The sequence below is a fragment of the Pantoea sp. 18059 genome, from assembly GCF_902706165.1.
GTDB lineage: Bacteria > Pseudomonadota > Gammaproteobacteria > Enterobacterales > Enterobacteriaceae > Pantoea > Pantoea agglomerans.
This window is the reverse complement of sequence record NZ_CACSJS010000001.1, coordinates 828,790-841,594: the sequence shown is the minus strand read 5'-3', so window position 1 is coordinate 841,594 and position 12,805 is coordinate 828,790. Positions and strand designations below refer to the sequence as shown.

The following is a 12,805-nucleotide window of genomic DNA, read 5'->3' as shown; positions in this document are numbered from 1 at the left end:
GAAAGGGCGGTCAGCTGACCGCCCGAGAGCTTAGCTATTCAGGTAACGTTGTTCAAGGTGCTGGCGGAAGAAAGCCGGATTCAGCGCTTCGCCGGTGGCGTTGATCAGCAGCTGATCGGTAGAGAAACGGCTGCCGTGCTGCCAGATGTTCTGTTGCGGCCAGTCGAATACCGGCTGCAGCTCACCGTGCTGAATCAGCTCGCTGAGCTGAGGAATCGCAAGATGTACCGAGCGGAACAGCTGTGCGGCGTACATCGCGCCCAGCGTATAGGTCGGGAAGTAGCCAAAGGCGCCGTCGGTCCAGTGGATATCCTGCATACAGCCATCGCGGTAGTTACCCCGGGTATCCAGACCCAGCGACTGCATCATTTTCTCATCCCACAGCGCCGGGATATCCTCAACCTCAATCTCGCCTTCAATCAGCGCCTGCTCGATTTCATAACGCAGAATGACATGCGCCGGATAGCTGAGCTCATCGGCGTCAACCCGGATCAGGCCAGGCTTAACCTGCTGGGTCAGGCGTACAAAATTATCCGCCTGCAGGGCAGGCTGGTCGCCAAAGGTGGCGATCACCTGCGGCAGAATGCGCTGCAGGAATTCGCGGCTGCGACCAAGCTGCATCTCCATAAACAGGCTTTGTGATTCGTGGATAGCGGTGGAGCGCGCCAGCGCCACCGGCTGACCGCGCCACTGCTGCGGCAGATTTTGCTCATAGCGGGCGTGGCCGGTTTCGTGGATCACGCCCATCAGGGCGCTGAGAAACTCATTCTCGTTGTAACGGGTGGTAATACGCACATCTTCCGGCACGCCACCGCAGAAGGGATGCGCACTGATATCCAGCCGGCCATGGTTGAAGTCGAAACCCAGCGTTTCCATGATGCTCAGGCCGAGCTGACGCTGAGCAGGCAGGGCGAACGGCCCCTGCGGCGTGACAACAGTCTGTTGCGCCTGTTTTTCCACGACCTGCTGTAACAGATCGGGCAGCCAGGTTTTCAGTTCGCCAAAGGTTTCATCCAGCCGGGCGCGGGTCATCCCCGGTTCATAAAGATCCAGCAGCGCATCGTAACGCGAGCAGCCAGTGGCGTCGGCGCGGCGCTGGGCCTCTTCGCGGCTCAGACGCACCACCTCTTTGAGATTGGCGGCGAAGCCCTGCCAGTCGTTGGCGGGACGCTGAGTGCGCCATGCATGTTCACATACCGAGCCGGCGATTGATTTGGCTTCAACAAAATCATCAGGCAGCAGGGTGGCCTGCTGGTAAGCGCGCTGCATCTCGTTAAGATTGGCCCGCTCAACATCGTTGAGTGACTGCTGCTCTGCGGCCCTGAGCCACTCACCAACCTGAGGGGCAGTGAGGATCTGGTGCTGCAACACGCTCATTTCGGCCAGCGCTTCACCACGCGCCTGACTGCCGCCCGGCGGCATGGTGGTTTGCATGTCACATCCGGCGATGGCCGTGACGTGGCTGAAACGGGAAAGGCGCAGGAACGTCTTGGTAAGTTGTTGATACGCTGAGGTCACGTAAGACTCCTTGTGGTTTTTAACGCAGCGGAATTTCCCGCAAGGTTAGATCAACCGGCCAGCAAAAGCGAACGCTGGCGCCGCCCAGCGGACTGGATTCAATAGTCACATTGCCGCTCAGCGCCTGGGCAATAGAGTGCACAATCGCAAGTCCCAGTCCGCAGCCGCCTGTAGCGCGATCGCGGCTGGGGTCCAGCCGGACAAAGGGTTCGAAAACCCGTTCACGCTCTTCAGGCGGAATGCCGGGACCGTCATCTTCCACCTGCAGACACCCTATCGGACCGTCGAACCACAAACTGACGCGCAGCCGCTGTTGCGCATAACGCAGTGCATTGTTGACCAGGTTATCCAGTACCCGCTCCATCAGGCGGGTATCAGAAATGCCGATGTTTTCACGCTGCGGCAGCTCAAGGTCGAGCCGCACGTCGGGATTGATAGTGCGGAAATCGTCAAGCCGTTCGCGCAGCCAGTTGGCCAGATCCAGCGATTTCAGATTGAGATCGACGCGCGGCCGGTCAAGACGCGCATAGGTAAGCAGCTCCTCAATCAGGCTTTCGAGCTGGCCGATATCGCGATTCAGCGCCACCCGTTCGCTATCAGTGAGGTTGTCGCTCATCTCCAGCCGGTAACGCAGGCGCACCAGCGGTGTGCGTAGCTCATGCGCAATACCGTCTATCAGCTGCTTCTTACTGGCAACCAGCGTATTGATGTTCTCAGCCATCTGGTTAAAGGCGATGCCGAGCCGGAACAGGCTGGAGGTGCTGTCAAAATGGGTGCGCACGTCCAGCTCGCCACGGCCAAAGCGCTGAGCCGCTTTTTCCAGTCGCTGCATCTCCTGCCAGTGGGGGCGCAGCCAGATAAACACCGGCAGCGCCAGCGACATCCCTATAAAGATCAGCAGGGCAATATCCAGTAGTCGCATCTGATGCAGATAGAAGAGATAGGGAATCGGCCCGACTGACAACACGTAGTGGCTGCGCGGAATGTGCTGCAAAAAGGTGTATTGATCGTCGAGCGCCACGATCTCTCCGGCGCGCAACCGACGCATGTTGCCTTCATCAAGCTGATATTTATTCATCGGCTCGATGTGCAGGTCGAACGACAGGCCGAGATCGAGACTCTTGATGGTTTTATTCCAGTCACGCGGCGGGATCTCGCGCAGTTCGCTGCGGATCAGGTAGAGCGAACTGGCCATCAGGTCATTCATCGACTGGCGGCCCGCACGTTCAGCGGTGAACTTGTAGACCAGTCCCACCAGCAGCGCCATCACCAGAAAGCAGACAAACAGCAGCAGATAAAACTGAATAAAAAGCTTTCTCATAGTCCGCGGGTATCCCAGGCCTGGGGCGCAAAAAGATAGCCTTTGTTACGAATGGTTTTAATGCGGAATGGCTCGGTGGCGCTGTCGTGCAGCTTTTTGCGCAACCGGGAGATGGCCACGTCGATGCTGCGGTCAAGGCCGTCATAGCTGACCCCGCGCAACGTTTTCAGCAGCGCATCACGGTTAAGCGTCTGGCCCGCATGGCTGGCGAGTACCCACAGCAGATCGAAATCCGCGGTAGAAAGGGCGATCTGCTCGTCAAACAGCGTGACCTGGCGGTTCAGCGCATCGATGGTCAGCGAGCCAAAACGCAGCATACGGTTGGCGGCGGGTGCGCTGGGCGCATCGTCCGGCTGTCCCTGCTGCGACTGACGCAGATGAAGGCGCAGGCGGGCCAGCAGTACCGCCGGCGGCGTGGTTTTCAGAATGTAATCCTGCGCACCCATCTCCAGGGCCAGAATATGGTTCATGTCGCTGTCCAGTGAGGTGAGCAGCACGATCGGCCCCTGCCAGTTGGCCCGCAGGTCACGGCAGATAGTCATGCCATCTTTGCCTGGTAACATGATATCCAGCATCACCAGATCGGGCTGCTGTTCGGCAATGACCGCTTCAGCACGGTCGCCGCGCATCTCGACAATCACCTCAATATCATGACGACCCAGATAGGCCGCAATCAGTGAGCCCACTTCGGGTTCATCTTCTACATAAACAATTTTGTTCATAGTTCACAAAGCAGAGACAGGGATGGACGGAAGCATATCTTTTCCTGGTCCTGAGCTCTACGTTACCGCACGAAATATCCGTGGCTTGCTGGTATATAACCGGCAAAATGTGCAATCATTAGCGCGGCCTTTTTGCGCCAGGTTTGGGATATTGATGATTATCATGAGGAGCGTTAGTGTGTCTGATAAAGAGCTGGCATCAGCCATATACCCCGACCGCATCTGCTTCAATTACAGTGACTTTCTCTCCGCTTCCTGCAAAAAACGCTGGAGCTTCGTCGATGCTATTTATGGTGTGATGCCGATATTTGGCATGGTGACACGTAAATCGGCACACCGCTTACAGGGCAGTGACGACCCGTTAAAAGAATTAGCATTACAAATCATTTCTACTCAGGTCAGCGACGAAATTAATATCGCGCGCCTGATTACCCTTGCGGAACAACAGCAGATTAGTCGCTTCGATATTCAGCTTCCTTATCCGCTTTCGGCGGAGCAGCTGGACGCGATCCATCATGAATATTCCAGGCCGCTGAATCTGACACAGCAGGATGACCTGCTGTGTGTCTCAATACCTGTGCAGTCGCACTGAGAACCTCTCCCATCAGGCTCTGAACCTGGGCAGTGCTCACCATCCTCACGTACTATCTGTACGCCTGGTTGCTCCGCGCTGGCCGGGTTCGCACTGCCTGCAACCATTACGCCTGCCGGGCCAGGCGCTAAGTCGTCAGCTGCCACACGGCGGGGAGCGTCGCGGCAATCAGCAATCCCATTGCAATCCGCTCCAGCGAAGTCAACGCAAACTCTGCGCGGCCACCGCGTCGTGCAAACAGAAACAGCAGCAGGCCCGGTGTATAGAGCACCACAGACATCATCAGGTGCAATGGCCCCGAGGCGTAAAGCAGCCAGATGCCATACAGGCTGGCACCGATACCGGCCGCCATCGCCAGCGGTTTATGCTGTCCGCGTACTACTTTGATCAGATATAACCCCACCAGCAGATAGGGCACCAGAATCATCTCAGAGGCGATGGTCAGCAGGTTGTTGTAGTTCGCACCAGTCAGGGCAATCAGGATCAGGCAGAGCTGAATACTGCCGTTGGTCAGCCACAGTGAGGCGGCTGGCGCGTTATGGCGGTTTTGCCGGGAGATACTGCGTGGAAATGCACCCTGTTGCGCAGCGATCAGCGGCACTTCAGCGGCCATAATCGTCCAGCTCAGATAGGCACCGCACACAGAGATAACCAGACCCACCGCAATCACCGCATCGCCCCAGTTGCCCATCAGTCGGGTCATCAATCCCGCCATGGAAGGGTTACGCATCTCAGCCAGTTCAGCACGTGGAACCACGCCAAGCGACAGCAGTGTCACCAGCAGATAGACCAGCAACGCTGCCAGCACGGCGAATAGTGTAGCCCGGCCCACATCCTTTTTCTGGCGCGCGCGTGCAGAAACCACCACCGCTCCCTCGACGCCGATAAAGACCCACAGGGTAATCAGCATGGTCTGCTTGACCTGCTCCCATAGCGGTTGCCCTAGCGTGACGCCGGAAAAATCAAAGCGGAAGCGATCATAGTTGAACGCCATCACCGCCAGCACAATAAACAGCAGCAGCGGCACCAGCTTGCCGAGCGTCGCCATCAGATTAATGCTGGCAGCGGTCTGCACGCCGCGCAGCACCAGCCAGTGAACCAGCCACAGCAGCACGGATGCACCCAGCATCGCCTGCCAGGTGTTGCCATCGCCAAAGATAATCCGGTCCGGCGTATCGGTGAAGAAGCTCAGGGCAGAGAAGACAATCACCAGATAGGAGACGTTGGCGATCACGGCGCACAGCCAGTAGCCCCAGGCGGAGCAGAAGCCCATCAGCTCGCCGAAACCGGCACGGGCATAGGTAAAGATGCCGCCATCCAGCTCGGGTTTAAGGCGGGTCAGCAGCAGCATCGCCAGCGACAGAAAGATGATGCCGACGCCGGTAATCAGCCAGCCCAGCAGCAGCGCCGCCGGACCGGCCACTGCAGCCATATTTTGCGGCAGACTGAACACGCCTGCGCCCAGCATAGAGCTGAGCACCAGCGCCGTCAGCGCACCGAGACCTAATTTTTTCTCCAAAACAACCTTCCCGCTAGCATATATGGCTGGGTAAATCGGATTCTGTCACTGGGTTATGTCACACCAAAGGCACAATACAGGGACAATATCCGGTAAAACAGGCGGAGGATTTTACGGAGTGTGGCAGGGGATGGCAATGCGTGACTATGCAAAACAGCGCAGGAATTATGCAAACAGCAGGGCGGCAGGCGCCGCCCTGAGAAGGATTACTTAAACAGGTCAGCCGTGACGGTCAGGTTACCGCCACTCTGGTTCTGCCACTGACGGGTAACGTGGTAGAACTTGGCACCTTTATCCGCCGCACGCTTCGCCACTTCTTCTGAAATCTCAGTTGGCGTACCGAAGTGACCGGTGAAGGTTACGGTATCGAACGGCTGCATCTGAGCAGCAGTAATGGCATTCACTTCCTGCACCGATTTGCCGTTTGGCAGATTAACGGTATAGCGCTTGCCGGTAGAGCTTTGGGTTTCGAAGAAACGACCCACTTTGTTGCTTGGCGTTTCAGACGAGGCCACGCCTGGAATCTCTACGTTAGCCGCCGCAGCGCCACCGGTTGCCAGTGCGGCTTTACCCGCTTCTGAATCGGCAGGAATCGCATTTGGTGTCTGCACCGCGCGCTCTTTAGCATCCGCTTTATAGACATAGGCGGTGACATACTGATTGCCGCCGCTGTTGGCATCGATCTGGCGAACGATAAAGAAGGAGGCTGCGCCTTTCTGTTTTGCGGCTTTCGAAATTGCGTCGTTTACATCCGGCTGGCTGGCAAAGAAGCCGCTGACCGAAACGGTATCGAAGGGTTCGAGTTTATACGCTTCTGCTTTTGGTAGTTCGTTTACGCCGTTGAAACGACGGTAAGTCGTTGACTCTGTGGCTGCAGGGGCATCGGCTTTATAGAGGTCAGCCGTAACGCGCCAGTTACCGCTGTTACCGTTGCTGTCGTTGATCGCCTGGATGTAATAAGAGGCCGCGCCCATCTGATCTGCACGCTTAGATACCGCATCGGCAGCGTCGCCAATTGCGTTGAAACGGCCGGTAATATTAATACGTTCGAATGGCTTCAACGCGGCCGCTTTTTCTGGCGTAAGTTCCTGCGCAGCGAATGCGTTGGCTGCCAGCAGGGACAACAGAGTGGTCGCCAGAATAGTGTTCTTCAGCTTCATAAAAATAATCCTTCGCCTTACGCAAAAATGAGTACGAAAACGTGCTGGACTCTTGATGTATAACAGAATAGCCGCTGATTATTGCATGTTATAAACAGACTGTCGCAGCGATTTTTTGTGTCAGATCGCGTTATTCAACCATGATTTTTTCATTTGTTTGTCATCAAACGCAGTTATGGCCAGTTTTAGTGATAGTTACCACTAAAAGCGGTAACTGTTAGCGATAAAATAGTTAATGCATTGTTAAATAAAGGTTTTTGTTGTTGATTAATTCGTCCGGGTACAATTATCTCTGGCAGATTATCTGCCTGTGAGACTATTTTGCAGTGGGATAACGCAGGTTTCTTAACAGAACACTGCATAATTGGGTGAATGTCATCACTCTGCCTAGTCGCTGTAGATCGCTCGTCACATTTTCAGTAGGTTATAAACACTTTGAAATACCTGCGTTTCGTCTAAAAGCGGCTGAAATCGCGTTTCAGTCGCGCTCTCGTGGTGCAGGTTCGGGCCATCATCCTTTAACCGATGAAAGGAAACACTATGTTAATTGGAATACCCAAGGAAAGGTTGCCAAACGAGTCGCGCGTGGCCGCCACGCCTAAGACCGTGGAACAACTCATCAAGCTGGGTTTCAGCGTCACCCTTGAGCATGACGCCGGTAAACGCGCCAGCTTCGATGATGAAAGCTATATCGCAGCCGGTGCCACACTCAGCGACAGAGAGCAGGTCTGGCAGTCCGATATCGTGCTGAAGGTGAATGCGCCGGATGACGAAGAGATTGCGCTGACGCGTGCGGGCAGCACGCTGGTCAGTTTTATCTGGCCCGCACAGAATCCCGAACTGCTGTCAAAACTGGCCGCACGTCAGGTCACGGTAATGGCAATGGATTCAGTGCCGCGTATCTCACGGGCGCAGTCACTGGATGCCCTGAGTTCTATGGCGAACATTGCCGGTTATCGCGCCATTGTCGAAGCCGCCCATGAATTTGGTCGCTTCTTTACCGGTCAGATCACCGCAGCCGGTAAAGTGCCACCGGCAAAAGTGATGGTGATTGGGGCCGGTGTTGCCGGGCTGGCCGCGATTGGCGCAGCGGGCAGCCTGGGCGCGATTGTCCGGGCGTTTGATACCCGTCCCGAAGTCAAAGAGCAGGTGCAGAGTATGGGCGCCGAATTCCTTGAGCTCGACTTTGAAGAGGAAGCGGGCAGCGGCGACGGCTATGCCAAGGTCATGTCCGAGGCTTTTATCAAAGCTGAGATGGCACTGTTTGCCAGTCAGGCCAGAGACGTGGACATCATTGTCACCACGGCGCTGATCCCAGGCAAACCGGCTCCGAAACTGATCACCGAAGAGATGGTCGCCAGCATGAAGCCGGGCAGCGTCATTGTTGATCTGGCGGCGCAGACCGGCGGCAACTGCGCGCTGACCGTCGCTGACCAGGTTACCGTCACGCCGAATGGTGTGAAAATCATCGGTTACACCGATCTGCCCAGCCGTCTGGCGACACAATCCTCCCAGCTCTACGGCACCAATCTGGTCAATCTGATCAAGCTGCTGTGTAAAGAGAAAAATGGCGAAATCCAGGTCGATTTCGAAGATGTGGTGGTGCGTGGCGTCACCGTGGTACGCGATGGCGAAGTGACCTGGCCAGCCCCGCCGATTCAGGTCTCCGCCGCGCCACAGGCTGCCGCTGCCGCCGCGAAGCCGTCAGAAAAGATTGAGGCGAAGCCCGTTTCACCGTGGCGTAAATATCTGCTGATCGCCCTGGCTATTGTGCTGTTTGGCTGCCTGGCAAACGTGGCACCGGCCGACTTCCTCTCCCATTTTACCGTGTTCGCGCTCGCCTGCGTGGTGGGGTATTACGTGGTCTGGAACGTCAGTCATGCGCTGCATACACCGCTGATGTCCGTAACCAATGCCATTTCCGGCATCATTGTTATCGGTGCGGTCTTGCAGATGGGCCACGGTGGCTGGGTCACCTTTATCTCCTTTATTGCCGTGCTGATTGCCAGCATCAATATCTTTGGTGGCTTCACCGTCACCCAGCGCATGCTGAAAATGTTTCGTAAGGGGTAACACATGTCTGGCGGATTAGTCACTGCAGCCTATATTGTGGCTGCGATTCTGTTCATCTGTAGCCTTGCTGGTCTTTCGCGTCATGAGACCTCTAAGCGGGGTAATATTTTCGGTATCAGCGGTATGGCGATTGCGCTGATCGCCACCATATTTGGCCCGGACAGCGGTAATGTGGTCTGGATCCTGCTGGCGATGGTCATCGGCGGCGCTATCGGCATTCGTCTGGCGAAGAAAGTCGAAATGACGGAAATGCCAGAGCTGGTGGCGATTCTGCACAGCTTTGTTGGTCTGGCCGCAGTGCTGGTGGGCATCAACAGCTATATCGACCATGCGCCTGGCCTGCCAGCGGTGATGGAGAATATCCATCTCAGTGAAGTGTTTATCGGTATCTTTATCGGTGCCGTCACCTTCACCGGCTCGCTGGTGGCGTTTGGCAAACTGTGCGGCAAAATCTCTTCACGGCCGTTAGCGTTACCGCATCGTCACAAGCTGAATCTGCTGGCGCTGGTGGTTTCGTTCCTGCTGCTGTTGTGGTTTGTTAACACCAGCAGCACGGCTGTGCAGGTGTTTGCACTCTTGCTGATGACGGTGATTGCGCTGGCGTTTGGCTGGCATCTGGTCGCGTCGATCGGCGGCGCGGATATGCCGGTCGTGGTGTCGATGCTTAACTCCTATTCAGGCTGGGCCGCCGCCGCTGCTGGTTTCATGTTGAGCAACGATCTGCTGATTGTGACCGGTGCGCTGGTGGGGTCATCCGGTGCGATCCTCTCCTACATCATGTGCAAAGCGATGAACCGTTCGTTTATCAGCGTGATAGCGGGCGGCTTTGGTACTGAAGCCAGCAGTGGCGATGAAAGTCAGGAAGCGGGGGAGCATCGTGAGATTACGGCTGAAGAGACCGCTGAGATGCTCAAGGCTTCCAGCTCGGTGATTATCACCCCAGGCTACGGCATGGCGGTAGCGCAGGCGCAGTATCCGGTCGCGGAAATGACTGCCCGACTGCGTGCGCTTGGCATCAAAGTGCGCTTCGGTATCCATCCGGTGGCGGGGCGTCTGCCGGGTCACATGAACGTGCTGCTGGCAGAGGCGAAAGTGCCTTATGACGTGGTGCTGGAGATGGATGAGATCAACGACGATTTCAGCGACACCGACACGGTGCTGGTCATTGGTGCTAACGACACGGTCAACCCGGCGGCGCAGGATGATCCCCGGAGTCCGATTGCGGGCATGCCGGTGCTGGAAGTGTGGAAGGCGCACAACGTGATAGTGTTCAAACGCTCAATGAACACTGGCTATGCCGGGGTGCAGAATCCGCTGTTCTTCAAAGAGAATAGCCAGATGCTGTTTGGCGATGCCAAAGCCAGCGTGGAAGCGATTCTCAAAGCGCTGTAATAAAAAAGGGCGGCTAATCAGCCTAATGCTGGTCAGTTAAGATTAGATTTGTAAAGGCTGTCACGGTCAGACGTGGCAGCTTTTTTTCCGGGCGAGCGAGCCGCAGTGCGGGCCAGAGCACCTCTGCTGCTGCCGGGCCGTCCTCGCGCCGCTCACGCGGTACCTTCGGCTTTGACGTCGTGCCGACGAACAGTTCGGGGATCGGCCCTCCCTGGCCGGCCCCGAACTGTCCACGCTTCCCGGCGTGGACTTCTGGCCCACCGTCACGCCTCAGCGCTGCGGATAACCCTTTCATCAGCAGAGGCGCTCAGGCCTTCACTATCGTGCCCTTTTTAACAGCTGGCACTGAAGCTTCAGTGCAGGCCGGTGGCGATCAGGAGCAGGCAATCCGCAGCGCTGAACAGAATGAGTCTGCCAGGAGAGCCCGCAGGACGCGGGCGAAAGGCGGGGCGGCACAGGATGTGCCATCCCCGGCGGTCCGTCAGGCAGAGGAATGAAGTGAAGGAACCGCGCAGCGGCGCGAGGACCGCCAGCCCCTGAGCGGCACCAGACTGCGTTATCACCTGTCGCTTAACTGTGACAGGCATTACGGCTAATCAGCCGCCCTCTCTGTTTCTGAGGAGGATTAATCCTCCTCATCCTCTTCATCATCCAGGTCAATCGGCGATTTGAAATCGTCCGGCTTAAGCGCCAGCAGATCGCAACGCAGATGATCAATCACCTGTTCCGCCGTATTACCGAGGAATGCCGCCGACAGGCCGGTGCGTCCAATCGTGCCCAGCACCACCACACCGGCTCCCAGATGTGCCGCCAGATCGGGGATGACCTCTTCCGGCAGGCCCTTAGCCACATGGGTGAACTCTTCACCAATCGAGAACTTCTGCCGTAGCGCTTTCATTGCCACCAGATGCTGACCACGGATCGCGTCGTTGTAGACGCTGGGATCAAAATCGGGCAGTTCGATAGCAATATTGATAGGGGTAATCGGGTAGGCGCCGACCAGATGCACTTCGGTCTGATTCACCTTTTCCGCCAGGATCACCGTTTCACGAATCAGCTTCTGATTCAGGCCATCGTGATGCGGCTCTTCGCTGGCAAGATTGACCGCGACAATCGCTTTACCGCCTTCCGGCCACGGCTGATCTTTAACCATCCACACCGGACACGGGCATTTACGCAGCAGGTGCCAGTCGGTTGGAGTGAAAATCACTGACTCAAGGCGATCGTGCTGATGCGCCATCTTCAGCACCAGGTCATGCTGATGGGCGAGCACTTCCTGAATAATGGCTTCATAGGGACGGTTGTGCCAGATCACTTTGATGTCAATTTCGACACCGGCATCAAGGTAAGCGCGGGCCTGCTCGCGGATCCATTCGGTACGCTGGCTGATCACGCCCTGGCGCATCGACGCGCGCTCATCCGGCGAAAGCAGGGTGGTCATCTCATATGAGAAGTCATAGATAGGCAGGAAGGCTTTAATTCTTCCGCCAAGACGTTGATTCAGATAGACCGCACGTCGCAGCGCGGGCTGATCGTCTTGCTGGGCATCAATGGCGACCAGAACATTTTGGTACTGGGACATGAGGCGTTCTCCTTAAACCAGAGCGACTGGAATAAAGATAGCCTATGTTGCACAGCGGAAGAAGTGAAAAAGTTACTGCCGGATCAACAAAATAAGATTTATTGATCCGGCTGAGGATCAGGCGGCCTGATGGCTCTGACCGGCGAGCTCTTCCAGCAGGGCGTGGTTTTCAATCGTGATGTACTTGCCTTTCACGGCCAGCATACCGGACTTCTGAAAACGCCCCAGCAGGCGGCTGATGGTTTCAACCGTCAGGCCCAGGTAATTACCGATATCGCCACGCGTCATAGTGAGGCGGAATTCGCGCTGTGAAAAGCCGCGCTGGCCAAAACGACGGGAAAGGTTCCAGATAAACGCCGCCAGGCGCTCTTCAGCATTTTTCTTCGACAGCAGCAGGATCATGTCCTGATCGCCTTTGATTTCACCGCTCATCAGACGCATCATCTGCTGACGCAGGGCCGGCATTTTGCCGGACAAATCATCAAGCGTTTCAAAAGGGATCTCACACACCATTGCCGTTTCCAGCGCCTGCGCAAAGCTGGGATGGCTGGAGCCCATAATCGCGTCAAAGCCGACTAAATCGCCCGCCAGATGGAAACCGGTGATCTGCTCATCACCCTGTTCAGTAATGGTGTAGCTTTTAATGGTGCCGGAGCGAATCGCATACAGAGACTTGAGTTCATCGCCTGCTTTGAAAAGCGTTTGCCCTTTCTGAATGGGTTTTTTACGCTCAATGATATTGTCGAGCTGATCCAGCTCATGTTCATTTAGCGTAAAGGGGATGCAGAGCTGACTGATGCTGCAATCCTGGCAGTGAATGGCACAACCGCCCGACTGAATACGACGAATGCTGCGTTTTTCAGGGATCATAATGGTTTGCTCGACGATTATTGACTGGGGTCAATTTTAACATTTTTTGTGCTGAA

At 56.1% G+C, this 12,805-nt stretch carries 10 protein-coding genes; 3 read left to right on the top strand and 7 right to left on the bottom strand.

Annotated features, from left to right (window positions below; genetic code table 11):
* Positions 1 to 30 precede the first annotated feature (30 nt).
* The 3 genes from GVJ63_RS03945 to rstA are packed head-to-tail and all read right to left on the bottom strand — an operon-like array spanning position 31 to position 3,561.
* The gene (locus GVJ63_RS03945) at positions 31 to 1,518 is read right to left on the bottom strand and encodes a carboxypeptidase M32 (RefSeq protein WP_159226452.1); all 1,488 of its coding nucleotides are present in this window, start codon (positions 1,516 to 1,518) and stop codon (positions 31 to 33) included.
* 19 nt (positions 1,519 to 1,537) lie between these two features.
* Positions 1,538 to 2,839, bottom strand: coding sequence for a two-component system sensor histidine kinase RstB (gene rstB, locus GVJ63_RS03940; protein WP_031594283.1), 1,302 nt, complete (start codon positions 2,837 to 2,839; stop codon positions 1,538 to 1,540).
* Positions 2,836 to 3,561 (bottom strand): two-component system response regulator RstA, encoded by a 726-nt coding sequence (rstA, locus tag GVJ63_RS03935; protein WP_010244666.1) that lies wholly within the window; start codon positions 3,559 to 3,561, stop codon positions 2,836 to 2,838. Before rstA ends, rstB begins: the two co-directional genes overlap by 4 nt.
* 178 nt (positions 3,562 to 3,739) lie before the next feature.
* Here rstA and GVJ63_RS03930 point away from each other — a divergent pair, with 178 nt between their 5' ends.
* Positions 3,740 to 4,153, top strand: a complete 414-nt coding sequence (locus GVJ63_RS03930; protein WP_010244668.1) for a hypothetical protein — start codon at positions 3,740 to 3,742, stop codon at positions 4,151 to 4,153.
* A gap of 127 nt (positions 4,154 to 4,280) precedes the next feature.
* On the opposite strand, the gene GVJ63_RS03925 is transcribed toward GVJ63_RS03930, so the two are convergent.
* Positions 4,281 to 5,672 carry a basic amino acid/polyamine antiporter gene (locus GVJ63_RS03925; protein ID WP_159226451.1) on the bottom strand — a complete coding sequence of 464 codons (1,392 nt, stop codon included), beginning with the start codon at positions 5,670 to 5,672 and terminating at the stop codon, positions 4,281 to 4,283.
* Between the two features lie 206 nt (positions 5,673 to 5,878).
* The gene (gene ydgH, locus GVJ63_RS03920) at positions 5,879 to 6,832 is read right to left on the bottom strand and encodes a DUF1471 family protein YdgH (RefSeq protein WP_010244673.1); all 954 of its coding nucleotides are present in this window, start codon (positions 6,830 to 6,832) and stop codon (positions 5,879 to 5,881) included.
* A 540-nt stretch (positions 6,833 to 7,372) separates the two neighbouring features.
* Here ydgH and pntA point away from each other — a divergent pair.
* Both pntA and pntB read left to right on the top strand, forming a co-directional pair.
* Positions 7,373 to 8,905 carry a Re/Si-specific NAD(P)(+) transhydrogenase subunit alpha gene (gene pntA / locus GVJ63_RS03915; protein WP_010670207.1) on the top strand — a complete coding sequence of 511 codons (1,533 nt, stop codon included), beginning with the start codon at positions 7,373 to 7,375 and terminating at the stop codon, positions 8,903 to 8,905.
* 3 nt (positions 8,906 to 8,908) lie between these two features.
* Positions 8,909 to 10,297 (top strand): Re/Si-specific NAD(P)(+) transhydrogenase subunit beta, encoded by a 1,389-nt coding sequence (pntB, locus tag GVJ63_RS03910; RefSeq protein ID WP_010670206.1) that lies wholly within the window; start codon positions 8,909 to 8,911, stop codon positions 10,295 to 10,297.
* Positions 10,298 to 10,922: 625 nt separating this feature from the next.
* Here the strand turns inward: pntB and uspE are convergent.
* Both uspE and GVJ63_RS03900 read right to left on the bottom strand, forming a co-directional pair.
* The gene (gene uspE / locus GVJ63_RS03905) at positions 10,923 to 11,879 is read right to left on the bottom strand and encodes a universal stress protein UspE (protein WP_010244683.1); all 957 of its coding nucleotides are present in this window, start codon (positions 11,877 to 11,879) and stop codon (positions 10,923 to 10,925) included.
* A gap of 117 nt (positions 11,880 to 11,996) precedes the next feature.
* Complete coding sequence (locus tag GVJ63_RS03900) at positions 11,997 to 12,749, bottom strand: FNR family transcription factor (protein ID WP_010244686.1); 753 nt, start codon at positions 12,747 to 12,749, stop codon at positions 11,997 to 11,999.
* Positions 12,750 to 12,805: the final 56 nt, after the last annotated feature.

Bases quoted from the DNA above. Each gene is read 5' to 3' on its own strand.
- rstB (WP_031594283.1), bottom strand. From the start codon at position 2,839: ATGAGAAAGCTTTTTATTCAGTTTTATCTGCTGCTGTTTGTCTGCTTT.
- rstA (WP_010244666.1), bottom strand. From the start codon at position 3,561: ATGAACAAAATTGTTTATGTAGAAGATGAACCCGAAGTGGGCTCACTG.
- ydgH (WP_010244673.1), bottom strand. From the start codon at position 6,832: ATGAAGCTGAAGAACACTATTCTGGCGACCACTCTGTTGTCCCTGCTG.
- pntA (WP_010670207.1), top strand. From the start codon at position 7,373: ATGTTAATTGGAATACCCAAGGAAAGGTTGCCAAACGAGTCGCGCGTG.
- pntB (WP_010670206.1), top strand. From the start codon at position 8,909: ATGTCTGGCGGATTAGTCACTGCAGCCTATATTGTGGCTGCGATTCTG.
- uspE (WP_010244683.1), bottom strand. From the start codon at position 11,879: ATGTCCCAGTACCAAAATGTTCTGGTCGCCATTGATGCCCAGCAAGAC.
- GVJ63_RS03900 (WP_010244686.1), bottom strand. From the start codon at position 12,749: ATGATCCCTGAAAAACGCAGCATTCGTCGTATTCAGTCGGGCGGTTGT.